Below are 25401 nucleotides of genomic sequence, written 5' to 3'. Positions count from 1 at the left end.
AGAAAGTCAACTCTAAATTAATAATCTGTATTATTTATTAGGACAAGTTATATATGCTTCAAGGGCTTTTATCGTTCAGAGGGCCTTTTCGGATTCTGAACCTGAGTTGGTTTGCTTTTTTCTTAACTTTCGTAGTGTGGTTCAACTACGCACCATTCAGCACAACGGTGCAGCACGATTTGGGACTGACAGTTGGGCAAGCCAGAATCATCAGTCTGTCCAACCTAGCTTTCGCAATTCCTGCACGTATTATTATCGGGATGTTGCTCGATCGCTTCGGGCCTCGCATCACCTTCTCTTCACTCCTGGTGTATGCAGCATTTCCCACACTGGCATTCGCCTTTGCCCAAAACTTTAATCAGTTGGTTTTGAGCCGTTTGGCAATGGGAATTGTCGGCGCTGGATTCGTGGTTGGCATTCGCTTAGTTGCCGAATGGTTTCCCCCAAAAGATATCGGCTTCGCTCAAGGTATCTATGGCGGCTGGGGCAACTTTGGCTCTTTTGCTGCAGAAGCAGCGTTACCGGCGATCGCGGCAGGAACAGCTTTTCTCTCAGTCGGACACACAAATTGGCGGCTGGCGATCGCCCTTACTGGGATTGCCGCAGCAGTTTTCGGAGTCATTTTTTACTGCAACGTTCAAGACACTCCTCCCGGCAAAGTCTATCAGCGCCCGACCCGCAACGGCGCAATGGAAGTCACCAGCGCCAAAAGCTTTTGGGCACTGTCGATGACCAATATTCCTCTATTTGGTGCCTTAGCTTTGATTGTGTGGCGCTTGCAGAAAGCACATTTTATGACTGCAAATGTGATGTACGCTATTTGGATTAGTTTGACAGCACTCTATTTAATTCAGGCTTACAAAGCCTGGGAAGTTAACCGAGAAGTTGTCATCGGTCAAAAACATTACCCACCTCAAGAACGCTATCAAATCAGTCAAGTATTCCTATTAGAATTAGCTTATGCAGTCAGCTTTGGTTCAGAGCTCGCTGTGGTTTCCATGTTACCGGAATTTTTTGAACACACCTTCAATCTCAATCATGCGATCGCCGGGCCGATAGCTGCTACCTATCCGCTGATGAACTTGGTCAGCCGTCCAGCCGGAGGGTTAATTTCTGATAAAATCGGCAGCCGCAAGTGGACGCTGACAGTGATGACCGGCGGAGTGGGATTGGGGTATTTAATTATGAGCCAAATTACGGCAAACTGGCATTTAGCAATTGTGATTATCATGACCATGTTATGTGCCTTCTTTGTCTTCGCCGCCGCAGGTGCAACTTTTGGCATCGCCTCCTTAATTAAACGAGAAGTAACTGGTCAAATTGCCGGAAATATCGGTGCTTACGGCAGTGTCGGCTCTGTAATTTATGCCACCCTTTATAGCTTTTTGCCCCAAACAGTGGCAGGCAACCGCAGCTTCTTTGAGCTACTCGGAATTGCTGCTGTAATTGTGTGCTTCCTTTGTGTTTTTATCCTGAAGGAACCGAAGGTTATTGAAAGCAAAGATTTGGCAGAAGAAGCTATGCTGCTGGGTCACTAAATCGCCAATCAAGTTTTAATTAGAACAACTTAAAACAACAGAACACCCAGCAGCCTGACTTCTTTATTTAAGAAGTCAGGCTTTCAGATGAGCAGCAGTTTATCGATCGCTTTTGTCACTTACTGTGGCATAGAAACTGGCTGAACGTATTGAGAATTAGCGCGCACATAACAGCCTTGCCTTGTCAGCAACCAGGGTTGACCGTTCGCCATCGTAATCGCATTTCCTCCCCTGAGTTCAGCAGCAATTGTATCTCTATCCGCGCGGTAAACTTGTTTAATTGCTCCGTTTGGCGTCTTGCGGCAGTTGAGTTCTCCATCTCGCGACGTGACTCGCCAAGCAGGCCAAGTTGCAGAACCAGCAGTTTCAGTCAACCAAGTATTAGAATTGCTAGAAGTATAGTCGCCACTTCCATTAGGACGCGGTAAAGATTCGACTAAATTTACTTTAAATGTCTGGCCAAGAGAAGGACAATTTTCTCCTCCTTTCACCTTCCAAGTAACTTCGGAACCCAATTGGCTGCTCCTTCCAACTTGACGCCTAACAATGGTAATATCCCCAGAACAAACAATTTTTCTGCCAGGGCCTGTCGCACTGTCTTTGAAAGTCCCATTGTAATAGTAAGAGCCTACTGCTCCTTCGGAACTGGTAATTTGAATATTGCCCAAAAATTCCCGATTGCCTACTTTGGTAAAGTAAAAACCGCTGCGATTGTTGCCTTTTTCTGACAGGTTTAAAGTAGTTCTGCCGTTAGGATTAACATAAGTCGTAGCGCTAGCAGCACCGAACCAAATTAATGACAGAACTCCTGTGGATAACAAAATGTAAAGCTTTTTCATAGCACCACCTTGTATGATGTGAATCTCTACTTTATTTGTAGCTGTTGGTGAAGATATTTGACCAGTCGCTCAAAATAGTGTCACTCATTTGAGCGACATTCTAACGACATACGGGCAATCCCCCATGATTGCCACGACAAATTCCGCAACCACAGGGGATTGGGACTACTGCGTCATTCCGAAAAATCAACTCTGCATAACTTCACCTTGCTTCCGCTCCCTTCAACTCTCTTCACTTGTATGCACCTGGATCGCAATGCCTGCAAGCTTCCACTTCTGACTCATTGCAAGTTCCAATAATTAGCAGCAGAATAAATTTATATACGTAAGTAAAGGAGTTCCAATCACCGCTAAATACTGTAGATTTTACGGGTACTTCCCAGTGAGTCAAGTTGGGATTCCAAACACTAGGGCGATTTTTACAGATAGCAGATTTCACATCTCAGAAGGTTTGTAAAGAAATGTAAAAGCTCCCGATCGCCGATTGGTGTCACAGAAAGTAAGGTTTTTAAGCTGAGTCGGTAAAAAAAGTCGTCTTGATTCAGCGTCAAAATGAACTTGACAAACACAGATTAATTGGCTCGAAAGTTAAATCATTGTTGAACAGATAATAAATTATGACTGACGGTCAATTAGGAGTTATATTAAAGATGGCTCAAACAATTAATCCTCAAATTGAGAGAGCTCGACATTTTGAAATAGACTTGGCAAAATTGCGCCAACTGCCAGCAGGAACATTAGGGTGCGAAGTGGCGCGATTTCTAGACGAACAAGGCTTTGATCCGATCGCATCAGGAGACTGGATTCAGCGAAACCACGACGTTTAACCGGTTCTGACGGGTCTTTCAGCTTCAACAGAAGATGAATTGGTACTTCAAGCGTTTACTCGCGCTCAAGTATTTCGTCCTTCCTGTGCGATTTTAGTGTTAGTTGGACCGCTCGGTGGCAAATGGGCGATCGGACAAATTATCAAAGGCTTAAAACACGGAAAACTAGCCAATCGGCTAACAGATTGGGATGTTGCATCTGATTGGGAAACTCCTTTATCTGAAGTTCGAGAAAAACTCAGAATTCAACCCTTAATTGATTAGATTTTAACTCGTTACCTCATTGCAAAAATATGCAAAGCACAAGTTACAAACCGGAAATTAGCCTGAGTCCACGGGAAAGAGCAATCGCGCAATTAGTAGCCCAAGGTCTGCCAAATAAATGTATTGCCAAAAATTTAAATATCAGTCACTGGACGGTTGCTACTTACGTGAGGCGGATTTTTATCAAACTCGGTGTTTGTTCCAGAACGGCGATGATTGCACTGCTGATCCAAGAAAATTTGCTCTGGGATTAACCAACACAGTCCTGGACGCAAAAACCCGGTTGATTCAGGCCATTTGGTCATATACGCTCGAACGTGACAGCGAGAAACCGGGTTTTTTGGGAAAGCGTGCGATCGCGACTGATATCGTTTCCGGTAGTATCTGAATGATACCGAGGACACCGCGAGTGCAAGAGTGTCCCTACCCCGATTAATTGTGGGGACGCAGGCACTCGCGGTGTCCTGACTGTGGGTACTATTAATCCCGACGCTACCGGAGTTGATATGAAACAGTAGAATTTCTCAGACATCGAGAACGGGTCGGAAAGCCCGTTCTTATTTGCAAGCGTTAATTTTTTTCTATGCCAAAGCCAAAGAAGGAGAAGAATTTCTCAGAAAACTCAGCAATTCTCGATTCACCGTTTGCGGCGCTTCCTGCTGAATCCAGTGACCGCAGTTAGGAACTAATTTCAACTTAAACGGAGCCGTAATTAACCGATCTAAACCTTCTACAAGTTTGTGGCTCAAAAACGAATCTTCTTCTCCCCAAAGCACCAAAGTAGGAACTGTCACGGGTTCTAATTTCTGTCCCCAATTCCAAAGCCGCTGCGGGTGAAACATCTGCTGGTAATAATTCATCGCAGCCGCTAATACTCCCGGCTTTTCTAAAGCAGTCTGATAAATCTTAGTTTCTTCAGCGCTAAAAGCTCCTTTACGAATAGCTTGTCCCTGCAAAATACTTTGCACAAAATCTTTCAAATTTTGCCGGATCAACCATTCGGGGATGCCGGGAACCTGAAAAGCCAAAATGTGCCAACTGCGGCGGATTTGATCTAAGTTGCTCGCCATTTCCTGCACGAATCGCTGCGGGTGGGGAGCGTTTAAAATCGCCAAGCGGTTGAGTTTTTCGGGGAATTTTTGAGCTAAATTCCACGCGATCGCCCCTCCGCAATCGTGACCGACAACGTGAGCTTTTGCATAGCCCAAGCTGGCAATCAAACCGCGAATATCGGCGCTCAGCGTATCTAAATCGTAGCCGCTGGCCGGCTTGTCAGAATCGTTGTAGCCGCGCAAATCCGGCACCACAACCTTGAAATGACGCGCTAAAGCAGGGATTTGATGGCGCCAAGAGTACCAAAACTCTGGAAACCCGTGCAGGAGGAGAACGAGCTCCCCTTCTCCTTGAGAAACGCAGTGCAGGCGGATGTTGTTGGTTTCGACAAAGATGTGTTGCTGTTCGGAATCGAAAGAATTCATAGTTGGAAAGTTAGACTTATTTTGGGGAAGTACAGAACCAGCCGACTGGTAGCAGGCTGAAACGACCCAATGGTTTTAATGTTTCTGCTTTTATTGTAGCTGCTTTTCGAGTCCCGCCGCTGCAATCTAATTAAACTTAAAACTGGTAGGGTTTTTCGGTGTCCTGCTTTTTAGGTGTAATTACTAATCTTAACTTTCTCACCTTAAATTTGTTGTTTTAACAGCGGCGCAGGCGATTCAATAATAGCACAATTTCGTCAGTTGCCGATCGCATTTTTGCAGCCGATAGGTCAGATTGATTCACTATAATGCTAAACACCAAAGGCTCGTAATTCGGAACTTCGATATATCCCGACAGTGCCGAAACTCCGCTCAAAGTTCCTGTTTTCGCTTGCAAAGTTACGCGGTTTGGTGTAATATTTAAGCGATTTTTCAAAGTGCCGTTTTCGCCAGCGATCGGCAGTGACTGGCGGTAAATAGACGCAGCAGGTGAATTTGCCATAAATCTCAAAGTTTGCACCAAGGCTTCTGGACTAATTAAATTGTGGCGAGACAAGCCGGAACCGTCGGCTAATATGTAGCTGTTTGGATTTACTCCTAATTGAGTTAAAACTGTCTTTAACTCTTTCAAACCGATTTCACCTGTATCCTCTTGTGGCAGGGGCATCTTGGCTGTGAGTGTTTGCGGCAGGGGCATTTTGTCTGTAACTTTTCCCAGCAACCTCAATAAAACTTCTGCATAAAGATTGTTGCTTTCTCGATTAGTTTCTTTCACCAATTCCGCCATCGCAGGCGATTCAACAGTCGCTAATTCTTGATTATAATTCCCAGAAGCAGATGCAACGAAAGCCTGTTTGACAGGAATTCCCTCCGCCGCCAGAACTTGCTGAAAATGCTGCAAAAAATTATTAGCGGGGTTGACAACGGCGACATAAGCTGATTCTGATTCTGCACCAACTTTCAACTGTCCGCTAACTCGAATTGCAGGTCGATCGAACTCTCTGCCAACTTCAATAAACTCAGATTCGTTTTGGGCGACTGTTACTGAATTATTCTGGATTTGCCACTGATTTGCCAGCTTGGGTTCGGCAAAAGTAACTTTCAGAGGTTGCCCGAGATTCTGCGGGGACAAGAGAAGGTCGATCGCGTTTTGATTGAAAATTAAACTGTTAATCGGTGCTCCGTAGCCAGCTTGCGCGTCTTCCCATTCCCAATTCGGATTGACTGCACTGCCTTGAAAATAGCTGTCATCGCCAATCAACTCGTTAACTTGACTGATTCCCCGCTGCTTCAACTGCTGCGCCAAGGATTTCAACTGAGGCTCAGCAATGCTAGGATCTCCCCTGCCGGCAACGTACAAACTTCCATTTTCGCCGCTGTAAACCGATGTCTTAATCCGAAAATCTGCACCGAGTTTCTGCAAAGCAGCGGCTGTGGTTAGCAGCTTGGCATTTGATGCGGGAATAAAATATTTTTGGGCGTCGCGGCTGTAGAGAGTAGCAGTAGAAGATAGAGGTTGAATCAAAATGCCCCAGCGCGATCGGCTAAATTCGGGACGGTTGACGATCGCATCTACTTGTGACCCCAATTCCGCAGGACAAATATCCCCAGCAACCGCCGACGTTTGAGCAGCAACCGCCGGCGGACGCCCCAGAACTAGCACTAACAAACTAAGCGCAATTCCTTTGATTCTCAAGTCGTACATATATTAGAGATCGATCGTACAAACCGGGTTGATGAGCGCAAGTTCCTTAACAATAATTATTAAAATTAGATGCGCGAGAGCTTGGAAGTGTCGCGGAGTAAAGTCAATTTTAATAATAATAACGCGCATGAATTCTCGGATTGAACAGCGCCTCTACAGGTTTTCCCCCTTTGAGGTGCTGTTCCACAATCAAGGGTACATCACTCGGTTTAACTCGACAATACCAAATTTCCTCAGGGGTAACTCGTACAGTCGGGCCAGTGTTGCACTGTCCCTGACAGCTACTGGCCTCAACTGTTACCCCTGCAACTTGTTGAGCTTCAAAAGCAGCTAGCACTGCTGCTGAACCGTTTTTCAGGCAAGATTGATACTGGCAAACCAATACACAGCGGGGTTCTGGTTGGGAGTCTGGTTCTGAGGTTGGAGATTCTGGCATTGCTAAGGATTTATCCGCTCTTTAAGATATCTTAACAATCTTGTCAGCCCGATCGCCCGCCGGAGTCCGGGAAAGGGCAGAATTTTAGAGTGCGATCGAAAAAAACAGCAAAAATTCTGGCACTCAAAATTTTTCCTTCCTTCTACCTTCTAACGAATACCTTCAGCAGAGCTGCCTTTCTTCAGTCTGTGCCGCGCTTTCCCTATATGATCGATTTAGAGAAACAACTCAATCAACCGCTAATCATGCCAAAAACAGTAGCCGATGTAATGAGCCGCGAGCCGATTTTGGCGCGACCCGAAATGCCCTTGAACGAAGCGATTAAAATTTTAGCCGATCGACGCATTAGCGGTCTTCCCGTCGTAGATGAGAATGACTTGTTGGTAGGAGTCATCTCCGAAACCGACTTGATGTGGCGGGAAAGCGGCGTAACTCCGCCCGCTTATATCATGGTGCTCGATAGCGTAATTTATTTGGAAAATCCCTCTCGTTACGAGCGAGAACTCCACAAGGCTTTAGGACAAACAGTAGGAGAAGCGATGAGTACAGACCCAGTTACCATCGGGCCCGACAAATCTGTCCCAGAAGCTGCCAAACTGATGCACGATCGCAGCATCCACCGATTACCAGTGGTCGATTCTGCCGGCAAAGTAATCGGCATCCTCACTAGGGGAGATATTATTCGCTCGATGGCGGCGGAGTCTTAATTAACTTTTGCAGTTCCAGGAGTGTATCAGAACATGAGTCGTGAAGCGAAGCTATCCCGTAGGGAATCGCTCCTTAAATCTCGCTCGCTTTTGGCAATTACCAATTACCAAATCTAAAATCTCAAATCTAAAATCTAAAATCCGATGAGCATTACCCCTGAGTCTGTCGAACAATTGCTTAATTCCGAGGATTTTGGCGAAAGACTGCGAGCAGTCAACCAACTGCGCCAACTAGAACCCGCGATCGCCTATAAACTGATTCAAATTGCGATCGGCGACAAAAACGTCCGGGTTCGCTACGCAGCAGTCAGCCAAATATCAACCCTCGGTACGCAGAATCTGCCGAACGCTTTAGAGGTACTGCTTCACAGCCTGAACAACGACCCCGAACCCGACGTGCAAGCAGCAGCAGCCGATGCTTTGGGCGCATTGAAATTAACCGATGCTTTAGAAGATTTGCAGCAAGTTTATAGCAGTACCTCTGAATGGTTGGTGCAACTGAGCATCGTCGCCGCTTTGGGAGAAATGGGAGATCCGAAAGCCTTTCCGATGTTAGAAAATGCCCTGACTTCTGAAAACGAATTGATCCAAACTATTGCCATTAGCGCATTAGGTGAATTGGGAGATAAACGGGCGCTGCCGCTGCTGCTTCCCTACGCTTCCAATGCTGATTGGCAGATCCGTTATAGAGTAGCTCAAGCTTTGGGGCGGTTGGGCGGTAAAGAAGCAGAGGCGGCTTTGGAAATTCTCGCCAAAGATGAGGTTGAGCAAGTGGCTCAGGAGGCTAAAGTCGGACAAGAAAATAGTTTGAAATCTTGAGAGTGCTTTGGCGATCGCGAACAAGCCTGCGCGGTTGTGAATTTTGAATTAATTTAGAATTTTTTCTGATGATTCTACTAAAAACTCTGTTCGCGATCGCACGCATATTTCAGAAACCCGGTTTCTTCCTATATTTCTTGTTCCTCTGTGCAAAAGTCGTAGAAACCGGGTTTCTCGCCAGCCAGCCAGCAGGCTGGGTGCGTAGCGTAAACCATACTAATCAGGAAAAATCTCAACTCGAAAATCTCAACTCGAAAATTGTATTGATGCCACGGGCGATCGCGAATTCCTTGAAAACTCTCCTCAAAGTCGATCGCACTCTTCCCTTTCCCAACCAGAGCCAGCCTCTTGACATCCGCACTTTGACAACAGCTATAATCAAAATAGATAAAGCAGCGGCAGGGACTAAGACAATTATTGAATTGTACGCAACCAGCTTGCGATCGGGGAAACTATCGTTAAGACGGTAAGCCATCTACCAGCAAAGCCAAGTCTTAAAACTATTTATCATCCCCATGCTTGAACAACTACAAAATTCAGGTTCTCAGTCCTCGGACATTTTAACAGGAGAGCGATCGGCTTCTCAAGTCGCACCAACTTCAACCAATCAAAACTTTATTTATAGAGTTTTAGAACTTACTAACTTAGAACGCAGTAAATTAGGTTTGTCCCCGCTAATCTTAAATACTCAGTTACTAAATGCGGCGGAAAATCACAGCCAAAACATGGCACTGCAAGACTTCTTTTCCCATACCGGAAAAGATGGTTCGTCATTAGCAAGCCGGATTTCTGCAACGGGCTATCAATTCTCAGCGGCGGCAGAAAACATCGCTGCGGGTTCTTCTACACCCGAACAAGTTGTATCATCGTGGATGAACAGCAGCGGCCACCGCGCTAACATTCTTAACCCGAATCTCAAAGAAATTGGGATTGGTTACTATTTTTTAGCCGACGATACTGGCACAGAAAATTGGAATCACTATTGGACGCAAGTTTTTGCGACTTCTCTTGACGGTAGTGTCAATCCCGCACCGACACCGACTCCCACTCCCACACCGACTCCCACACCAAACACTATATCTATTACTTCGCCAATACCCAATGCTACAGGGGACGGCAGCCCGACGACAGCACCCAAAAATACAGCCAGCGGCGGCAATTATTTCCTATCAGATAGTGCCGATACTCAAATACCGACAAATGCTGCGGGATTGCCAATTTTTGCCCTTTCCGGCAAAGACAATCTCACCGGGGGAGAAGGTGCTGATAGCATTAATGGAATGCAAGGTGCGGATACAATTAACGGCGCAGGAGGCAATGACAGCTTATCGGGCGGCAAAGAATCGGATTTAATTGATGGCGGTGTTGGCAATGATTTTATCAGCGGCAACAACGATAACGATCGACTAATCGGAGGAGACGGTAACAATACTATTCGCGGCGGCAAAGAAGATGATGTCTTGATTGGCGGTAACGGCGACGATTTGTTGGGGGGCGATCGCGGTCAAGATATTCTGACGGGGGGCGGCGGAAATGATACGTTTATCTTGGCAGGAGGTTTGTCTGCTTCTGCTACTTTAATTAGTGCCGATGTAATTGTCGATTTTGGGGCTGGGGATAAAATTGGTTTGACTGACGGTATCGGCTTTGCAAACTTGACTTTTGAAGCTGTGAGTTTGCAGTTGGATGGAGGTGCAAGCATCGCTTCTTGGGCGATTAAGTCGGGCAGTAATTATTTGGGAATCGTGCAGGGTGTCAGTCAAAGTCAACTTACATCGAGCATTTTTGTGAATGGGTAACGGGGAATCGGTAGTGTAAAATTTCACTTATGCAGCTTGTAAGGTGCGTCAGTTCGTATGGATTGGATGGGTAGCCCAGATTGTCGAAGCTGACGCACCCTACTACTTCAGTTGTTATAGCAATTCTCCAAAATCTTGCTACAAACTGCATGATTACTAAGATGGATAACTATGAAAAAAGTAGCCGTGTTTGGCAACGCTGGAGGCGGTAAATCAACTCTCAGCAAGAAATTATCTGAAATCACTGGTTTGCCACTTTACGCCTTGGATAAGATTAAATATCAATCTGGGGGCGCTGAGGTTCCAAATGAAGAATATAAGCATATCCATGAGAAAATTTTGGCTACTGACAGATGGATTATTGACGGTTTTGGTTGTATGGAAACCGTCTGGCTTCGACTCAATGAGGCGGATAGTCTGGTTTTTGTCGATCTGCCACTATACGTGCATTTCTGGTGGGTGACTAAACGACTAATCACAGGTAGCTTTATGCCGCCAGAAGGCTGGCCGGAAAAAAGTCCGATCTTGAAGAGTTCAATTAATAGTTACCGCGCTCTGTGGTTGTGTCACAAGTATTTGACTCCCAGATATCGCGAGTATGTCGATCGCGCTCACAATACCAAAAGTGTTTATCACATCAGATCTACTGAAGAGATTTCACAATTTGTTGAATCGATAGTACCAATGACAGTTGACAACTGAATGGGGAATGGGGCATGGGGAATGGGGAATGGGGAATGGGGCATGGGGCATGGGGCATCATCGCCGCAAGGCATTGTGCTAACAAGTCACCACTGACTAATGACTAATGACTAATGACTAACCCTCTTCTGTCACTTTCGGTAGAGATGATTATCCTACTCCTATTCTAATTAAAGTAGGGTGCGTCGCCGCCAGAATTCTGATTATTTACGACTATCAATGAGCGACGCACCCTACCGCGATACTCTCGCCCGAAGTGACAAAAGAGAGCTAATGACTGCTGACTAATGACTAATGACTACTGACTGCTGACCGAAAGCAATTTGGTTTGGGGGGCCGGATTTATCAGTGGGGTCTATTTCTTCAATCCAAAATCTAAAATCTAAAATCTAAAATCGGTTGACTACTGACGAATTGATGCCACAGCCGATCGCAAATTCCCTTGAAACTCGCCCAAAATTCGATCGCACTCTTCCTTTTCCAAACCAGTCCAGTGCATCATCAAAGCTAACTTAACAGACTTGCCGCTTTTTTCGAGCAAAAAACCCGCCTCATCCCGGTTCAAATCAGTCAAATCCTGCAACATCCGCACAGCCCGATCGCGCAATTTCTTATTAGTCACCGCCACGTCAACCATCCGATTGCCGTAAACCTTCCCCAGCTTCACCATTACGCCAGTCGAAAGGATATTCAAAGCCATTTTTGTGACTGTACCGGCTTTCAAGCGCGTCGAACCCGCCACTACCTCCGGACCAACCAACAACCGAATATCAACATCAGCCTCAAAATTCACTTGTTCGACGGGTACGCAGGCCATAAACACAGTCTTCGCCCCCCGCTGGCGCGCCGCCTGCAAAGCGCCGGCGACAAACGGCGTCGTACCTCCAGCAGTAATCCCGACAACCACATCTAAGTTGGTAATTTGACGGTGGGCGATCGCCTCGGCCCCATCCTCAGCCCGATCCTCCAAATCCTCCGAACTCCGCACCAAAGCCCCCGCGCCCCCGGCAATTATGCCCTGTACGAGTTCTGGCGGCGTGCAGAAGGTAGGGGGACACTCGGCCGCATCCAGCACCCCCAAACGCCCGGAAGTACCGGCACCGACGTAAAACAGGCGGCCTCCCTGACGCAGAGACTCGGCTGCAATGTCGATCGCTTGGGCTAACTGTTTGCGGGCACGGGCGATCGCGCTTAAGGTTTGGGCATCTTCCCGGTTGAACAAGTCCACTAATTCGATCGAACTGAGTTGGTCTAAATTCTCGCTGTTGGCATTCACCTGTTCCGTCAGCAGATGGCCCCGTTCTTCCAAATTCTTCATTTTTTGTCAGTTGTTAATTGTCAGTTGTCGGCTAGCAACCGAAGTCAAGAGACATAAACAGTCCCCGGTTCAGCCTGGAAGCCTTCATCTAGAAATTGAGCCTAGGATCGCGCTGGAAGATATCAAATTTATTCTTCTTCCCTCTTCCTTCTTCACCTCGAGCCTCAATATCCATCCATTCAATCCCGTACACTACTCGTTGCCGAACTTCCCATTACAAAAGTCCTTCGAGTCGGCGGCGAATAGAATCCAGTTCATTTTGGGAAACCTCAGAATCGATCTCGGGCTCGGGCTCGGAGTCCGGCTGCCACTGAGTCTGTGTTACATTGTCTTCTGGCGGGATCGCCAGCGCGCCTGCTGGCACAAGTTCCCAATCATAATCTACACTGTCGCAGAACTCCTTAATTTCCTCCTCGTCGATCGCCTCAACAGTGGGCTCGGGGAAATCCTGAGCTTCCAACATCACGCCAAAGCGGGTGGCGTCGTCTTCTGACTCAAACATTAGAACTTTATTGCGATCGCCGAGTTGAATGGTATGAATTCCCTCGTTCTCGGTGCGGGCATTGAAGAGTAAGACGAACACTCGCATAAGTTTTAAAGACCTTCTTAACCACCGTTTTTTTATCTTAGAAGCGATCGGGCAACCGATTTTAGATTTTATATTTTAGATTTTAGATTGACGATCGTGCACTGGCGGGATCGAATGGATTTGGGCCCTTTGGAGGACTTGGTTTGAGATTTGAGATTTCAGATTCACCACCGATCCTGCACTGCGGGGGAATCTAACCGATTTTAGATGTTCTATTTTAGATTTTAGATTGACGTTCGTCCACTGGCGGGATCGAATGGATTTAGGCCCTTTGGAGGACTTGGTTTGAGATTTGAGATTTCAGATTCACCACCGATCCTGCACTGCAGGGGGAATCTAACCGATTTTAGATGTTCTATTTTAGATTTTAGATTGACGATCGTCCACTGGCGGGATCGAATGGATTTAGGGGAGTTGGAGGACTTGGTTTTAAATCGTGTTGCGTGTTTTGATTAAGTTTAGTAAAGGTTATTGGACTCTGCCCCGGAGTGCGACGTGAATCTTGAAATTCGATCCTCTGCGTTGGCGTAGCCCCCGTAGGGGCGGGCAACGCTTACGCCCCTACGGCACTTCCGACCTCACTTGTGAGTCTACCAAAGGCAGAAGCCACCCTGGCGAATCACAGAAATTATACCTGTCTAAAATCGGCTGATTTCCTTAATTCCTGAATTCTCTGATTTCTGAGAAACACCCATGACTAACTCGGACGACGACAAAAATCAACTCGCACCCCGTCCCCACCGCCGCTGGTGGCGTCTGCTGCTGCTTAGCGGTACGGGATTGGGCATTATCGCCTTGGTTGCGGCGGCGGTAGGATACCAGTGGGTGCGGGAAAAGTTAGCTCCTTTGGTGGAAACTGAAGTCAGTCAGTTGCTGAAGCGGCCTGTGCAAATCGGACGTTTGGAGAGATTTTCTCTGACAAGTTTGCGGTTTGGCCGATCGACTTTACCTGCAACTCCTACCGATCCCGATTACGCTTCTACAGAAGCAGTGGAAGTGAAATTTTCAATCTTGCCACTGCTGTTCAACCGCACTCTCAAATTAGATATTACCTTAGTTAAACCCAGCGCTTATATCGAACAGGATGCTCAGGGCCGCTGGGTTAATATTCCAACTGCGGAGCGGAAATCTCCGGGTTTATTTAAAACTGAAGTTGAGGCAATTCGAGCTGAAAATGTCGCCGCAGTTTTGGTGCCGAGTCCCGCAGTCGGACAGAAAACTTCGGCTCCCATTTCTGTAAGCTTGAAAAATGGCAGCGCTCTATTTCGCGACCAAAATCAGCGCGTTCTCTACGAACTAAACGGTCAGTTTACTAACAGCGATAATTTTATAGTAAAAGCGGATTCTCTGTTACCTGTGGCTCAAACTAACGTGCAGTTGCAAGGTCAAAATTTGCCTTTGCCCGACCTCGCTCGCTTGCTGAAGCTTCCCGGCATTTATTTACAAAAAGGTCTGGCTAATGGCAATTTGACCGTGCAATTGCGAGACAATAAAGTATCGGGAATTACCGGAGCGGCTAGTTTTGGAGGAGTGCAAGCGAGCATTTCTCCGCTGAAACAGATCGTACAAAATAGCAGCGGTCAGTTGCGGTTTCAGGGAACTAATTTGATTGTCGATAGTCTGGCGGCTAATTACGGTTTAATTCCGCTGAAAATAGCAGGAACAGTTGCAACTGGAACTAATTTTAATCTCCAACAAGCTAGCTTCAATCTGACAACGAACGTGCAACCAGTCGCTTTTGCAAGTATTGTCAGTGCGGTGGAAACAGAGTTAGGGCAAAAAGTAGCATTGCCCGTTGCGGTTGCGGGGGAAGTGAAGGCGGATGCCAAGCTGACTGGAACAGTTGCTATGCCGGTGCTGACAGGTACGATCGCCTCGACAAAACCCGCTACGGTCGATCGACTGCAATTAAATAATATTAGCACTAATTTCAAATTGGAACGGGGGAGAATGGCTCAAATCCCAACTCCCAATTCTCAATCTTCTATTCCCCCGTTTTCCTCTTTAGGTTTGACTTTGAGCGATATTTTGGTAGTGCCGGCGGCGGGCGGTAAAATTGGCGGCAAAGGTGAAGTCGATATTGCATTGGGAAGTGAGAATTCGCGATCGGGTTTGGTGTTTGACTTCCAAGCTGAAAATGTACCCGGAGACGCGATCGCCCAAATTTACGCTCTCCCAATTCCTGCTGGTGTTAATATTGGCAGTGTCTCCGCCAAAACTCAAATTTTCGGCCCGTTAGACAACATTCAAGCGAGAGTTCAATGGCAAGCACCGCAAGCAACTTTCCCCGCAGCGGGCGAAATTCGAGCCGGACGTAATTCGGCGGATTTACAAAATACAGTTGTGAAAATTGGCGACGCTTCTGTTAACGTGGATGCGGCGCTAAAAAACCGTCAGTGGCAAGCTTTGATCGAGGGCAATGGCGTGGAACTCAACAGTTTGCAGCAAGTCGTACCGGGGCTTAATTTGCCTCCTGAACTAGCGGGTTTGTTCAGCGGAACCCTGGAAGCAGCAGGAACTCTGGACGATTTGAGTTTAAAGGCGATCGCAGCGACGGGCAAAGGAAGGCTGAATATTGCTGACAGTATAGTTGATGTTAATGGCGAACTAGAATCGGGGAACTGGCAAGTTGTTGGCAACACTGAAAAAGTTGCCGTCAATCAATTAATTGATATTGGCTTGCCGTTTTTAGCACGGGGAACGACCGCCAATCTAGACAATCTAAAATCCAAAATCCAAAATCTAAAATCGCTGGGCGGACAGCTAGCAGGTGAATTTCAAGCCGCGGGAAATGTTGACAATTTGACTGCCGACGGAATCAATATTAATGCTAACGGCAGGCTCAATTTTGCCGACAGCAATGTCAATTTAAACGGAGAAATAGTAGCGGGAAACTGGCAAGCAACTGCAGAAACCGATCGCACTTCCATCAACCGTTTGGTAGATTTGACACTGCCGATTTTAGATGTGGCTTCAGCATTCAATCCCGAAAATCAACAATCTGCCAATCTAAAATCTAAAATCCAAAATCTAAAATCGCTCGACGGACTGCTATCGAGTCAATTTACAGCATCGGGAACTCTTGACAATTTGACTGCTAGCAGCATCAATGCCAGCGGCAGCGGCAGACTCAATCTTACTGGCAGCAATGTTAATTTTAAAGGAGAATTGGCAGATGGAAATTGGCAGGGAACAGCAGAAACCGATCGCACTTCGATCGGCCGTCTGGTAGATTTAGGATTGCCGCTGTTAGATGTTGGCTTGGCTTTCACTGCTGACAATGCCCAAACAGTCGCCAACCTCAACAATCTCAAATCCAAAATCCAAAATCTAAAATCGCTAGACGGACAAATATCGAATCAAATTCAAGCCAGCGGCAATCTTGATAATTCAACCGCCGCCGATATTTCTGTCAACAGCAGCGGCAAACTCAATATTGCCGACGGTGCTGTCGCTTTTAGAGGTAAATTAGAAGACAGACGCTGGCAAGCTTTCGCCGATGCCGATCGAGTTATTCTCAGCCGCTTAGAACAAACTGTTCGCAATCTGCAACTGTTTCCGCTGACAGCAACTTTGCCTAAAGGATTGGACGGCAGAGTTAACGGCGAATTCCAAGCAGCGGGCAGTTTGGATAACTTGACAGCCAAGGGAATTAGTGCTAAGGGAGAAGGACGGATTTTGGTCGATCGACTCGGGGCGATCGATACTACAGCAAAATTGGAAAACGGCAACTTGCAAGCATTGCTAGAAACCAACGGAATTGCCGTCAGCAATTTAGAACAAACCCTCAAACAAACAGGTTTGCTGACAGCGGATTTACCGCCAGAAATTAACGGAACCCTCGACGGAAAAGCCCGCATTTTGGGAACAGTAGATAATCTAACCGCCAACGGCATCACCGCCAACGGCGACGGACAAATTCGACTCGCCAACGGCGGAGGAATTGTCAATGCGGTTGGCAGCGCCGCATCGGGGAATTGGCGCGCGTCAATCGAGGGCGAGCAAATTGCTCTAAGTCTCTTCCAGCAAGCCTTTGAAGCCCAGCGACAAAGCTTGCAAACCGGAGGAGTAGCCTCTGGTACCCCAAATCTCCCCCAGCTTCGAGGACTGTTTAACGGCAATATCAATTTATCCGGCCCGATTGCGGCGGGCACGGGGGCACCGCCCCTACAAAATGTTCGCGCCGGCGGCAGTTTCCGCATCTCGGAATTGCCGTTTTTGAAACAACCTTTTGAGACAGTATTTAATTGGGACGGCAAACGGGTGGAAATTGAGAACGCCACAACTCCGGGTTTGACAGCAAATGGCTTTGTTAACGTCGAGTTGGCAGGTAAAGGATTGCCTTCGATTTCCAACTTAGATTTGGATGTCAAACTCGCCAACTTTAATCTGGAAGCTTTGCCTGCAGAACAGTTAGCATTTTTGTCCACCGTTGCGGGCAAAAATTCCTCACAGCAAAACCCACCCCTGCGCGGCAATGTCGATTTTACCGGCAGCCTCACCGGAACCCTCGCCGCCCTCAGCTTAGTTGGCGACGTGGAAGTGCGGGATTTAGCAGTAAATCAAATCGCTTTTGACTCGGTACTGGCGGGGAGTGTGAATGCGGATGCTGGGAAAAGTGTAGATTTGCGTTTGGCCGGTGCCAGCGACAAAATCGAAGTAGCTTTAAATCAATCTTTTCTGCCGACATCTTTCTTAATTCAACGCGGGGAATCTGTGGCTAGGGGGCAAACCGAGGGAGAAACTTTGCGAGTTAATTTAAGCGATTTTCCCCTGGCTGCTTTGAATCTATCACCCGGTAAAGAAGCCGGTTTGGGGCCGATAACCGGTACGGTTTCGGGACAAGTGAATGTGCCCGGTTGGAAGATGCCTTTAAATCCGGCGACTTTGCAAGCAAGCGGACAAATTGCGATCGCCCAACCGGCGATCGGCTACATTAAAGGTGACAGTTTCCAAGCCGAATTCAGCTACGAAGGAGGCAGCGCCACTCTCACAAATGGCATATTCCGCCAAGGCAGCGGTCAATACTTAATTTCCGGCAATGTTCAAACAGGGGCCAACCCGCAATTTGCCGGCAAAGTTAACGTCCAGCAGGGGAATTTGCAGCAGGTTTTAGCGGCTTTGCAATATTTCAATTTAGGCGACTTAGCCCGAGGCATAAAACCTCCCGTTTACGGTGACAGCGGCGACGTGCAAACTGTGGCAGTCGGAGAACCGGATGCCCCGCTAATCGAACAGTTGCGCCGCTTGGCAGAAATAGAAACAATTTTGCAGCAGCAGCAGGCAGTGAAATCATCGGAAAAATTGCCTGCGCTATCTCAATTGCAAGGCACTTTCGGCGCGGAAATTGCTGTTGCCGGTTCTTTGCAAACGGGCGTGCAAGCTCAATTTAACGTGAAAGGCGATAACTGGCAGTGGGGAAAATATGTCGCTGAAAAGTTCAGCATAGAAGGCAGTTTTCAGGACGGGATTTTAACTGTTTTGCCTTTGGAAATTCGATCGGGCAAAAGTGCGATCGGCTTTTCGGGACAACTCGGGCAAAAAGCTCAATCCGGGCAGTTGCGGGTAGAAAATGTGCCTGTGGAAGAGTTGGCAAAACTGGTGGAATTGCCTTTTGTGGATGTCACGGGAAATTTGAATTTGCGGGCGAATTTGGCCGGCAGTTTGGAAAACCCGCAAGCCACCGGAGAATTGAGTTTGCTTGACGGTACGCTAAACGGAGAACCGATTAAACAAGCCGACGGCAGTTTCAGTTACAGCAACGCCCGCCTGAATTTTGGCGGCAGCGCTTTGGTAACTCAAACCGAACCGATTGAGGTCACCGGAAGTTTGCCTTTTGAGTTGCCGTTTGCAGCGGTGAAAGCTGATAGCAATCAAATTGATTTGAGGGCGAATTTGCAAAATGAAGGTTTGGCAATTATTAATGTATTGACTCCGCAAGTTGCGTGGGTCAGCGGCAAGGGACAGGTGCAAATTCGCGTGGGAGGGACGCTGCAAGAGCCTGTAGCGCAAGGAATTGCGAATTTTGAAAATGCAACCGTCCGCGCGAGAGCCTTCCCAGAACCGCTGACAGGGCTGACTGGGACGGTGCGCTTTGAGGGCGATCGTATTCGGGTAGAGGGAATTCGGGGACAGTTGAGTCAGGGAGAAGTTGTCGCCGCTGGCGTGATTCCGCTGTCTGTGCCCTTTGCTGAGGGCGATGTCGATGCGGATAATCCTTTGGCTGTAAATTTAGACAAGTTGGCAGTGAACCTCAGAGGATTGTACAGCGGCGGCGTTGTCGGTCAAGTGCAGGCAAGGGGCACGGCTAGGCGCCCGCAGTTGAGCGGTAATATTGAACTGTACAACGGTGAAGTATTTCTCCGGAGTCCCGGCGGCGGCACAACTCAGTTAGCTTCTTCTGATTCTGCTTCTGATTCTGCTTCTGATTCCACATCTTCTCCTTCCCCTGCGACTGATGTTGCTGCTTCCCCTTCCCCTTCCCCTTCCCCTTCCCCTTCCTTTGAAGTTGGATTGAACGATTTGCGGCTGAATTTGGGCAGGGGAATTCGGGTAACGAGTGCGCCGATATTGAGTTTTCAGGCGACTGGGGGCTTGACGGTGAATGGAACTTTAGATGATCTTCGCCCGGAGGGTACGATTCGGTTGACTTCCGGGTCGGTGAATTTGTTTACCACAGAGTTTAGACTCGATCGAGGATACCCCCAGACTGCTACCTTTGTACCAACACAAGGACTCGATCCGACGCTGGATGTGAGATTAGCAACTTCGGTTCAGGAAGTAACGCGGTTCCGCACTCCCGGCACATCTGTAGCCTCTGAAATAGCAGACGAACCGACAAGTTTCGGCAATGTGCGGAGTGTCCGAATTCAAGCGTTAGTGCGGGGAAGGGCTTCTCAGTTGGCGGAAAGTCTGGAGTTGAGGAGTTCTCCGAGTCGATCGGAAACAGAGATTGTAGCGCTGTTGGGCGGCAGTTTCGTGCAGACTTTGGGACAGGGAGACAGTACACTGGCGATCGCAAATTTAGCCGGTGCGGGTTTATTGAACAACATTCAATCTGCGATTACTAACGCCACAGGATTGAGCGAATTTCGATTATTTCCCACTCGGATTAGAGGCAACGAAGCACAAACAGCGCGATCGGGTTCGGGGACTGCTTCTGGTGGGGGTTCTCTCGGTTTAGGTTTGGAAGTTGGGGCCGATATCACGCGCAATCTTTCAGCATCAATCATTAGGGTTTTGTCAGCTAATCAGCCTACTGAATTTAATTTACGGTATCGTATAAGCGACAAAATTTTACTCAGGAGTTCGACTAATTTTCAAGGAGACAATCGCGTCACTGCTGAATATGAATTGAGGTTTTAGGCATCAGCCAACAGCCAACAGTCAACAGTTACCAATTTGAAAATAATTTGCTATAATAGTTAACAGCAGCAAATTGGTGCTGCCAACCCCGCACACAAGGTTATAGGAGTTAAGTCAAATGGCAAACAAACTCCAAGTAAAAACAGAGTCGATCGGCTACAGCGACTTTTACTGGAACCGCTTTAGTCCGAGAGTTGCGACTATCAGCAGCGTCCGCAACGCCAATCACTGGGACGGCGGATTTATCAGCTATATTGCATTTCCCACAAAAGTAGAAGCTACAGCAGCAATGAAATATTTGCTATTGCATCAAAAAGCTGCTGATGTCGATATGCGGAAAGCCAAGCGAATGAAAGCAAAAGGCATTCGGTGGGAACTCAAAATTCGGGGTTTAGCTTTTAATGAAGTGCTGAAGCTTGCGACTATGGATATAACTGGAAAGCTAGTTATGTCGCCTGCAACTACTACTGAAGCAACAGGCTGATAAAAGCATTCAGATAACAGGTTGGGTTGAGACAACAAAACCCAACCCTTCCAATATTAGCCAATATCCATCTTCCTCTCTTTTCTCCTCCTCTGGGTCCTCTGCGCCCTCTGCGGTAAAAAAACTCCTATAAAATATATGCGTTTCATCAGTCCCAAAACAGACTTTGCATTCAAAAAAATATTCGCTTCTTCCGAACATCCAGAAATTTTAATCAGCTTCCTAAATGCAATGCTGTATAACGGAGAACCAACAATCCAAGAATTAGAAATCATTGACCCTTATTCAGCCGGAAGCGTTACAGGATTGAAAGACACTTACCTGGATGTCAAAGCCAAGATTACCGGCAACAAAACAGTGATTGTTGAAATGCAGGTACTCAACGTCGCCGCCTTTGAAAAACGGGTAGTGTACAATGCAGCCAAAACCTATTCTACTCAACTCAAAGCCGGAGAAGGTTATTTAAAGTTAAATCCGGTCATTGCTTTAACCATCACCGACTTTATCTTATTTGAAAACACCGAAAAACTAATTTCTAATTTTGAATTCACAGAAACCGAAGAGAAATTCGTCTATCCCAACTGCGAGTTAAAGTTAGTGTTTGTGGAGTTACCGAAATTCAAAAAAGAATTGAATCAACTCGAAACTCTGCCGGAAAAATGGATCTACTTTATGAAGAACGCGCCCTCTTTAGAAGCAGTACCAGATAAATTGGGGTCTATTGAAGAGATTAATACCGCGCTGGGAATTGCCAACAGAGCAAATTTGACACTTGACGAATTGAATGATGTAGACAAGCGAGAAATGTTTATCCAAGACCAAATCGGGTCTGTGATGAAAGGGATAGAAATTGGTATACAACAGGGGATTGAACGGGGAATACAACAAGGAATCGAAAGGGGTAAAATTGAAGGGGAAATAGGATTAATTATGCGTCAGATAGTGCGGCGGGTGGGTGATGTTACAGAGGAAGTTCAAACTCGCATCCAGGGGTTATCTGCGGAACAGTTAGATGATTTGGGAGAAGCTTTGTTGGATTTTAGGAGTCAAGAGGATTTGATCGCGTGGTTGGAGTCGGCGGCGGGATGAATTCTCGTAGGGGCGAGTTTTACAAACAATCTGTGCCTTTGACCCATAATCTCATAAACCCGCTCGCACCCAACGGCAAATCTCGCTCTACCTCTATCAAACCTGCTTTAAATCATAGGAGAATTGCCTTAATTGCTGACGATCGCACTTACGGATATAATTACATCGGGAAATGCGATCGGGTTAACTGTTCCACCTGTTAGCGTGAATTTGGAAGCGTAATCTCCGTCTTGGGGGTCTCGAAATACGACCAACTGTCTGTTTTTGAGGTTAACTACCCAGTATTCGGGGATTCCGACTTCAGCATAGATTTTCGTTTTCGTCTCCAAGTCTTTGATGAGAGTGGAATCAGAGTATTCAATCAGCCAAAAAATATTTTCTGGATAGGGGTGATGTTCGAGGTATGTGCGGCCCAAGGGCTGTACGATCGCAATATCTGGTTCTGGTTCCGAGTTGTTAGGAAGGGTAATTGGTTTTGCCGATCGGATTGTAGCGCGATCGCCTAACAGCCGGATCAGATATGCTCCTGCTTCGCTGCTAAAATAGGCGTGGGCTTCTCCTTCCGGCGACATTTCTACGATTTCTCCTTTTAGCAACTCTACGCGCCGATGTTCCAAGATGCCTGCAGATATCATTTGGTGGTATTGGGCGATCGTCCATTTGGCTGCAATTACGCTCATGGCGATGTTTTTTGATTGCTTTTTAATTTTTAATTGTAGCTGATTTTTGATTTTAGGCGATCGGCGATTGAAATCGTTTCTTGTCAAACAAAGTCCTAGCAGAGGGGGACTGAAGAATCAACCCGAGATTAAAGCAGGATTTGCTATGATATCAAATGTGGCTTAAATGCCTCCTCGATTTCGCTTGTCTGCGGAGGCAGACTTTGTTTGTGCGCGATCGGTTTCAACCGCCGGGTGCAATCTATGCAAATACGGCTGCTACGGCTTTCGGGAATTCTATCGGCACGAAATATGCGACTGGATACAAATAATCTTCGCCGGATTCATCAATAACTCGGATAAACTGATGTTCAGCAGCGCGATTATCGGGTATGATTCCATAGATTTTTCGTACTTCTAAGGAAGCTTGATAGTGTTGATTGTTAATGCAAACTACAAATTGGGTTTCTAAGTTAAACCTCAACATATTTGCATAAAGTAGTCAGTTCAGAAGCAGTTAACTCTGTCAACAAAATCGTCCCCTCAGTTGTCAATTCCCATCTGTCGCGAGGCGAATTTGTTTCTACATATCGTTTAACCAAGCCATCAGCAGCCAGTTTTTTTAAGACAAGCATCATGTCAGGTTCTCGCGGTACATCTCGACGGGAAAGTGCATTCGCGAGTTCGTACCAACTCCACTTTCCTTGACCTTTAGCTACTAATTCCAGCAGCACTAATTCAAGCTGGGTTAATTGAGTTAGGTTTTTCATCAAAATTCCTCTACGCTCGGATGAAATAAAACGCCGAATCCTTCTTTTAATTTATAATCTTCAAAAACTGAATAATTTTTTAAGGATATGCGGGGGAAAGTAAAATATTTTGAAGATTTAACTAACCTAACATTTGATTGACTTTGATTGACTATTCATCAACAGTCATCTTCTCAAACAAAATAGGTTGAATTCGCCTCAAAACTTCCTCAATTATATCTGCTCGACATTCACTAAGAAAACTTGCCTGCCTTGCGCTATAATCTAAAGAGCGGAGTTGATCCGTCATAATTACACCTGTTATCGTTTCACCTTCGGGAATGGGAACATAAAACGGATTTTTGCGTTGTGTGTTGCTGATGGGACAAACAAACACAAACCCCATTTTTCGGTTAAATTTAGTTTGACTTACCACCAGTGCAGGCCTAGTCCCCATTTGTTCGTGTCCTGATTGAGGGTCAAAATTGAGGCGAATAAAATGACCTCGTTCGGGGATATAGTTTACCAAACTTCCTCTCCTTCTGGTTTTCCCCAAGAGACTTCTTCGCTAGATTCTATTTCGCCTGCCAATAATTCATCTAGGGTATACTTTGATATTTTATTATTTACAGGCTCTATGACCAGTTTCCCATTTTCTATGCTGCAAATTACTGAATCTTCGGCTTTAAGGTTGAGAAACTTTACTATGTAGTCTGGTATTGGCAAAGCCAAGGAATTACCTAATTTGCTGATGTGTATTTTGGCTGTCATACATTTGCGATGTTAACACTCAGGTTTATTTATTCTAACCCAATATTGGGCGGGGCGGGTTTATTGAGATTGCTGTTTATAAACATAGAGGTTGGTAAACCCGCCCTTACATAACCTTTGTCTATGCAAACACTGCTTCTACGGCTTTCGGCAATTCAATCGGCACGAAATACGCGACTGGATACAAATAATCTTCGCCGGATTCATCAATAACTCGGATAAATTGATGTTTGGCAGCGCGATTATCGGGTATTATTTGGTAGATTTTTCGTACTTCCAAGGATGCTTGATAGTCTTGATTGTTAATGCAAACTACCAATCTGGTTTCTAAGTTAAACTTCAACATATTTGCATAAAGTCCTGGCTTCAGGAATAGACGAACCAGATTGACGCAACTCTTCCAAATGAAAAACTATGGCTGCTTTAATTTGCTGTTCTACTTCCTCGATAGTTGTCGCTGTTGCTACGCATCCGGGTAAATCTGGAACATAAGCAGAATAATTGCTTTCTGATTTCTGGATCGCAATTGCATAACGTATAATTCTGCTTTGACTATCTGCTTTTGCGTTTGCCAACACCATAGATCCTTCTGGCGTCAATTCCCATCTGTCGCGAGGCGAATTAGTTTCTACATATCGTTTAACCAAGCCATCAGCAGCCAGTTTTTTTAAGACAACCATCATGTCAGGTTCTCGCGGTACATCTCGACGGGAAAGTGCATTCGCGAGTTCGTACCAACTCCACTTTCCTTGACCTTTAGCTACTAATTCCAGCAGCACTAATTCAAGCTGGGTTAATTGAGTTAGGTTTTTCATCAAAATTCCTCTACGCTCGGATGAAATAAAACGCCGAATCCTTCTTTTAATTTATAATCTTCAAGAGTAGCTGTGTGAGCATTGTTCCAAAGTTCATAAGCCTCATCCGGGTCAGCGGGTTGTCCAGTTGGGTAGCCAAGCTTTTTATACCTGAGATACTCGCGTAACTCGTGAGTATAAAAGCGTAAATCAACAGGCTCAGCTACAAGGGTTTGGGTGGCTATACTTCTTAACCGTTCTACAATTTTTAGTTCAGATTCACCCACAGGATTAAATCTGCGAACATGAGCTTCAACTAAACCAACGCCTTTATCAGTAATTTTAACATTTTGATAAGATAAGTTGAGAATCTTTCCGCCCGCTTTCGAGGGATTGAAAGGTCTGCCACTTGTTGCACCTTTTTCTAACATTGTATTCGAGTGGCTTTAATCTATCCGTAGTTAACAAA

General features: G+C 46.3%; 27 protein-coding genes. 12 read left to right on the top strand and 15 right to left on the bottom strand.

Annotation, left to right across the window (positions count from 1 at the left end; translation table 11 throughout):
- Nucleotides 1–53: 53 nt before the first annotated feature.
- Entirely contained in the window at nucleotides 54–1538 is a 1485-nt protein-coding gene (locus tag OSC7112_RS03660) for a NarK family nitrate/nitrite MFS transporter (protein ID WP_015174637.1), read from the top strand.
- A 119-nt stretch (nucleotides 1539–1657) separates the two neighbouring features.
- On the opposite strand, the gene OSC7112_RS03655 is transcribed toward OSC7112_RS03660, so the two are convergent.
- Entirely contained in the window at nucleotides 1658–2377 is a 720-nt protein-coding gene (locus tag OSC7112_RS03655) for a hypothetical protein (protein ID WP_015174636.1), read from the bottom strand.
- A 232-nt stretch (nucleotides 2378–2609) separates the two neighbouring features.
- Entirely contained in the window at nucleotides 2610–2816 is a 207-nt protein-coding gene (locus OSC7112_RS37770; protein ID WP_150111483.1) for a hypothetical protein, read from the bottom strand.
- A 178-nt stretch (nucleotides 2817–2994) separates the two neighbouring features.
- Between OSC7112_RS37770 and OSC7112_RS40675 the strand changes: the two genes are divergently transcribed.
- Genes OSC7112_RS40675 through OSC7112_RS03645 form a run of 3 tightly spaced genes read left to right on the top strand, consistent with a single transcriptional unit; the run spans nucleotide 2995 to nucleotide 3722 of the window.
- Nucleotides 2995–3204 carry a hypothetical protein gene (locus tag OSC7112_RS40675; RefSeq protein ID WP_015174635.1) on the top strand — a complete coding sequence of 70 codons (210 nt, stop codon included), beginning with the start codon at nucleotides 2995–2997 and terminating at the stop codon, nucleotides 3202–3204.
- A gap of 39 nt (nucleotides 3205–3243) precedes the next feature.
- Nucleotides 3244–3468 (top strand): hypothetical protein, encoded by a 225-nt coding sequence (locus tag OSC7112_RS40670; protein WP_223300751.1) that lies wholly within the window; start codon nucleotides 3244–3246, stop codon nucleotides 3466–3468.
- 29 nt (nucleotides 3469–3497) lie between these two features.
- Nucleotides 3498–3722: a response regulator transcription factor gene (locus tag OSC7112_RS03645; RefSeq protein WP_083888111.1), complete on the top strand. Its 225-nt coding sequence runs from the start codon at nucleotides 3498–3500 to the stop codon at nucleotides 3720–3722.
- 327 nt (nucleotides 3723–4049) lie between these two features.
- Here the strand turns inward: OSC7112_RS03645 and OSC7112_RS03640 are convergent, their stop codons facing one another.
- The 3 genes from OSC7112_RS03640 to OSC7112_RS03630 all read right to left on the bottom strand — a co-directional run bounded on the left by OSC7112_RS03640 (nucleotide 4050) and on the right by OSC7112_RS03630 (nucleotide 7087).
- Nucleotides 4050–4946 carry an alpha/beta fold hydrolase gene (locus OSC7112_RS03640; RefSeq protein WP_015174634.1) on the bottom strand — a complete coding sequence of 299 codons (897 nt, stop codon included), beginning with the start codon at nucleotides 4944–4946 and terminating at the stop codon, nucleotides 4050–4052.
- 217 nt (nucleotides 4947–5163) lie between these two features.
- Nucleotides 5164–6651: a D-alanyl-D-alanine carboxypeptidase/D-alanyl-D-alanine endopeptidase gene (gene dacB / locus OSC7112_RS03635; RefSeq protein ID WP_015174633.1), complete on the bottom strand. Its 1488-nt coding sequence runs from the start codon at nucleotides 6649–6651 to the stop codon at nucleotides 5164–5166.
- Between the two features lie 109 nt (nucleotides 6652–6760).
- The gene (locus OSC7112_RS03630; RefSeq protein ID WP_015174632.1) at nucleotides 6761–7087 is read right to left on the bottom strand and encodes a (2Fe-2S) ferredoxin domain-containing protein; all 327 of its coding nucleotides are present in this window, start codon (nucleotides 7085–7087) and stop codon (nucleotides 6761–6763) included.
- 245 nt (nucleotides 7088–7332) lie between these two features.
- On the opposite strand from OSC7112_RS03630, the gene OSC7112_RS03625 reads away from it, so the two are divergent.
- The 5 genes from OSC7112_RS03625 (at nucleotide 7333) to OSC7112_RS03605 (ending at nucleotide 11114) form a co-directional block, all read left to right on the top strand.
- On the top strand, nucleotides 7333–7794 hold the full coding sequence (locus OSC7112_RS03625) for a CBS domain-containing protein (protein WP_190274323.1): 462 nt from the start codon (nucleotides 7333–7335) through the stop codon (nucleotides 7792–7794).
- Nucleotides 7795–7938: 144 nt separating this feature from the next.
- Complete coding sequence (gene nblB / locus OSC7112_RS03620) at nucleotides 7939–8613, top strand: phycobilisome degradation protein NblB (protein WP_015174630.1); 675 nt, start codon at nucleotides 7939–7941, stop codon at nucleotides 8611–8613.
- A 68-nt stretch (nucleotides 8614–8681) separates the two neighbouring features.
- Nucleotides 8682–9083: a hypothetical protein gene (locus OSC7112_RS03615; RefSeq protein ID WP_015174629.1), complete on the top strand. Its 402-nt coding sequence runs from the start codon at nucleotides 8682–8684 to the stop codon at nucleotides 9081–9083.
- A 45-nt stretch (nucleotides 9084–9128) separates the two neighbouring features.
- The gene (locus tag OSC7112_RS03610) at nucleotides 9129–10412 is read left to right on the top strand and encodes a CAP domain-containing protein (RefSeq protein WP_015174628.1); all 1284 of its coding nucleotides are present in this window, start codon (nucleotides 9129–9131) and stop codon (nucleotides 10410–10412) included.
- A 171-nt stretch (nucleotides 10413–10583) separates the two neighbouring features.
- The gene (locus OSC7112_RS03605) at nucleotides 10584–11114 is read left to right on the top strand and encodes a P-loop NTPase family protein (protein ID WP_015174627.1); all 531 of its coding nucleotides are present in this window, start codon (nucleotides 10584–10586) and stop codon (nucleotides 11112–11114) included.
- A gap of 403 nt (nucleotides 11115–11517) precedes the next feature.
- On the opposite strand, the gene murQ is transcribed toward OSC7112_RS03605, so the two are convergent.
- Together murQ and OSC7112_RS03595 are read right to left on the bottom strand one after the other, a co-directional pair.
- Entirely contained in the window at nucleotides 11518–12432 is a 915-nt protein-coding gene (gene murQ / locus OSC7112_RS03600) for an N-acetylmuramic acid 6-phosphate etherase (protein ID WP_015174626.1), read from the bottom strand.
- Nucleotides 12433–12646: 214 nt separating this feature from the next.
- Nucleotides 12647–13021 carry a DUF3110 domain-containing protein gene (locus OSC7112_RS03595; RefSeq protein ID WP_015174625.1) on the bottom strand — a complete coding sequence of 125 codons (375 nt, stop codon included), beginning with the start codon at nucleotides 13019–13021 and terminating at the stop codon, nucleotides 12647–12649.
- Between the two features lie 693 nt (nucleotides 13022–13714).
- Between OSC7112_RS03595 and OSC7112_RS03590 the strand changes: the two genes are divergently transcribed.
- The 3 genes from OSC7112_RS03590 (at nucleotide 13715) to OSC7112_RS03580 (ending at nucleotide 21959) form a co-directional block, all read left to right on the top strand.
- Nucleotides 13715–20386, top strand: a complete 6672-nt coding sequence (locus OSC7112_RS03590) for a translocation/assembly module TamB domain-containing protein (RefSeq protein ID WP_015174624.1) — start codon at nucleotides 13715–13717, stop codon at nucleotides 20384–20386.
- A 118-nt stretch (nucleotides 20387–20504) separates the two neighbouring features.
- The gene (locus OSC7112_RS03585) at nucleotides 20505–20870 is read left to right on the top strand and encodes a hypothetical protein (RefSeq protein WP_015174623.1); all 366 of its coding nucleotides are present in this window, start codon (nucleotides 20505–20507) and stop codon (nucleotides 20868–20870) included.
- Between the two features lie 138 nt (nucleotides 20871–21008).
- Nucleotides 21009–21959 (top strand): Rpn family recombination-promoting nuclease/putative transposase, encoded by a 951-nt coding sequence (locus tag OSC7112_RS03580; protein ID WP_015174622.1) that lies wholly within the window; start codon nucleotides 21009–21011, stop codon nucleotides 21957–21959.
- A 128-nt stretch (nucleotides 21960–22087) separates the two neighbouring features.
- Here OSC7112_RS03580 and OSC7112_RS03575 read toward each other — a convergent pair whose 3' ends face one another.
- From OSC7112_RS03575 to OSC7112_RS03535, 8 genes are all read right to left on the bottom strand, one after another.
- Nucleotides 22088–22639 (bottom strand): Uma2 family endonuclease, encoded by a 552-nt coding sequence (locus OSC7112_RS03575; RefSeq protein WP_015174620.1) that lies wholly within the window; start codon nucleotides 22637–22639, stop codon nucleotides 22088–22090.
- Nucleotides 22640–22880: 241 nt separating this feature from the next.
- On the bottom strand, nucleotides 22881–23105 hold the full coding sequence (locus OSC7112_RS03570) for a hypothetical protein (protein ID WP_015174619.1): 225 nt from the start codon (nucleotides 23103–23105) through the stop codon (nucleotides 22881–22883).
- Nucleotides 23092–23388, bottom strand: a complete 297-nt coding sequence (locus OSC7112_RS03565) for a hypothetical protein (RefSeq protein ID WP_015174618.1) — start codon at nucleotides 23386–23388, stop codon at nucleotides 23092–23094. The genes OSC7112_RS03570 and OSC7112_RS03565 overlap by 14 nt, the downstream gene beginning before the upstream one ends.
- Before the next feature lie 151 nt (nucleotides 23389–23539).
- Entirely contained in the window at nucleotides 23540–23896 is a 357-nt protein-coding gene (locus OSC7112_RS03560; protein WP_015174617.1) for a type II toxin-antitoxin system PemK/MazF family toxin, read from the bottom strand.
- Nucleotides 23890–24138, bottom strand: a complete 249-nt coding sequence (locus OSC7112_RS03555; RefSeq protein WP_015174616.1) for an AbrB/MazE/SpoVT family DNA-binding domain-containing protein — start codon at nucleotides 24136–24138, stop codon at nucleotides 23890–23892. Before OSC7112_RS03555 ends, OSC7112_RS03560 begins: the two co-directional genes overlap by 7 nt.
- 121 nt (nucleotides 24139–24259) lie before the next feature.
- Complete coding sequence (locus OSC7112_RS03550; RefSeq protein ID WP_015174615.1) at nucleotides 24260–24484, bottom strand: hypothetical protein; 225 nt, start codon at nucleotides 24482–24484, stop codon at nucleotides 24260–24262.
- A complete protein-coding gene (locus OSC7112_RS42095; protein ID WP_015174614.1) occupies nucleotides 24471–24953 on the bottom strand; it encodes a type II toxin-antitoxin system HicB family antitoxin in 483 nt (160 codons plus the stop codon). The genes OSC7112_RS03550 and OSC7112_RS42095 overlap by 14 nt, the downstream gene beginning before the upstream one ends.
- Nucleotides 24953–25363 (bottom strand): hypothetical protein, encoded by a 411-nt coding sequence (locus tag OSC7112_RS03535; RefSeq protein ID WP_015174613.1) that lies wholly within the window; start codon nucleotides 25361–25363, stop codon nucleotides 24953–24955. Before OSC7112_RS03535 ends, OSC7112_RS42095 begins: the two co-directional genes overlap by 1 nt.
- Nucleotides 25364–25401 lie beyond the last annotated feature (38 nt).

Origin of the sequence: Oscillatoria nigro-viridis PCC 7112, assembly GCF_000317475.1 — a bacterium.
Lineage (GTDB): Bacteria > Cyanobacteriota > Cyanobacteriia > Cyanobacteriales > Microcoleaceae > Microcoleus > Microcoleus nigroviridis.
The sequence above is the reverse complement of the archived record's forward strand: the minus strand, read 5'-3'. Positions and strand labels throughout refer to the sequence as shown.

Excerpts from the sequence above, each read along its gene's own strand:
- OSC7112_RS03660 (WP_015174637.1), top strand. The coding sequence starts at position 54 with ATGCTTCAAGGGCTTTTATCGTTCAGAGGGCCTTTTCGGATTCTGAAC.
- OSC7112_RS03655 (WP_015174636.1), bottom strand. The coding sequence starts at position 2,377 with ATGAAAAAGCTTTACATTTTGTTATCCACAGGAGTTCTGTCATTAATT.
- OSC7112_RS40675 (WP_015174635.1), top strand. The coding sequence starts at position 2,995 with ATGACTGACGGTCAATTAGGAGTTATATTAAAGATGGCTCAAACAATT.
- OSC7112_RS03645 (WP_083888111.1), top strand. The coding sequence starts at position 3,498 with ATGCAAAGCACAAGTTACAAACCGGAAATTAGCCTGAGTCCACGGGAA.
- OSC7112_RS03640 (WP_015174634.1), bottom strand. The coding sequence starts at position 4,946 with ATGAATTCTTTCGATTCCGAACAGCAACACATCTTTGTCGAAACCAAC.
- dacB (WP_015174633.1), bottom strand. The coding sequence starts at position 6,651 with ATGTACGACTTGAGAATCAAAGGAATTGCGCTTAGTTTGTTAGTGCTA.
- OSC7112_RS03630 (WP_015174632.1), bottom strand. The coding sequence starts at position 7,087 with ATGCCAGAATCTCCAACCTCAGAACCAGACTCCCAACCAGAACCCCGC.
- OSC7112_RS03625 (WP_190274323.1), top strand. The coding sequence starts at position 7,333 with ATGCCAAAAACAGTAGCCGATGTAATGAGCCGCGAGCCGATTTTGGCG.
- nblB (WP_015174630.1), top strand. The coding sequence starts at position 7,939 with ATGAGCATTACCCCTGAGTCTGTCGAACAATTGCTTAATTCCGAGGAT.
- OSC7112_RS03615 (WP_015174629.1), top strand. The coding sequence starts at position 8,682 with ATGATTCTACTAAAAACTCTGTTCGCGATCGCACGCATATTTCAGAAA.
- OSC7112_RS03610 (WP_015174628.1), top strand. The coding sequence starts at position 9,129 with ATGCTTGAACAACTACAAAATTCAGGTTCTCAGTCCTCGGACATTTTA.
- OSC7112_RS03605 (WP_015174627.1), top strand. The coding sequence starts at position 10,584 with ATGAAAAAAGTAGCCGTGTTTGGCAACGCTGGAGGCGGTAAATCAACT.
- murQ (WP_015174626.1), bottom strand. The coding sequence starts at position 12,432 with ATGAAGAATTTGGAAGAACGGGGCCATCTGCTGACGGAACAGGTGAAT.
- OSC7112_RS03595 (WP_015174625.1), bottom strand. The coding sequence starts at position 13,021 with ATGCGAGTGTTCGTCTTACTCTTCAATGCCCGCACCGAGAACGAGGGA.
- OSC7112_RS03590 (WP_015174624.1), top strand. The coding sequence starts at position 13,715 with ATGACTAACTCGGACGACGACAAAAATCAACTCGCACCCCGTCCCCAC.
- OSC7112_RS03585 (WP_015174623.1), top strand. The coding sequence starts at position 20,505 with ATGGCAAACAAACTCCAAGTAAAAACAGAGTCGATCGGCTACAGCGAC.
- OSC7112_RS03580 (WP_015174622.1), top strand. The coding sequence starts at position 21,009 with ATGCGTTTCATCAGTCCCAAAACAGACTTTGCATTCAAAAAAATATTC.
- OSC7112_RS03575 (WP_015174620.1), bottom strand. The coding sequence starts at position 22,639 with ATGAGCGTAATTGCAGCCAAATGGACGATCGCCCAATACCACCAAATG.
- OSC7112_RS03570 (WP_015174619.1), bottom strand. The coding sequence starts at position 23,105 with ATGTTGAGGTTTAACTTAGAAACCCAATTTGTAGTTTGCATTAACAAT.
- OSC7112_RS03565 (WP_015174618.1), bottom strand. The coding sequence starts at position 23,388 with ATGAAAAACCTAACTCAATTAACCCAGCTTGAATTAGTGCTGCTGGAA.
- OSC7112_RS03555 (WP_015174616.1), bottom strand. The coding sequence starts at position 24,138 with ATGACAGCCAAAATACACATCAGCAAATTAGGTAATTCCTTGGCTTTG.
- OSC7112_RS03550 (WP_015174615.1), bottom strand. The coding sequence starts at position 24,484 with ATGTTGAAGTTTAACTTAGAAACCAGATTGGTAGTTTGCATTAACAAT.
- OSC7112_RS42095 (WP_015174614.1), bottom strand. The coding sequence starts at position 24,953 with ATGAAAAACCTAACTCAATTAACCCAGCTTGAATTAGTGCTGCTGGAA.
- OSC7112_RS03535 (WP_015174613.1), bottom strand. The coding sequence starts at position 25,363 with ATGTTAGAAAAAGGTGCAACAAGTGGCAGACCTTTCAATCCCTCGAAA.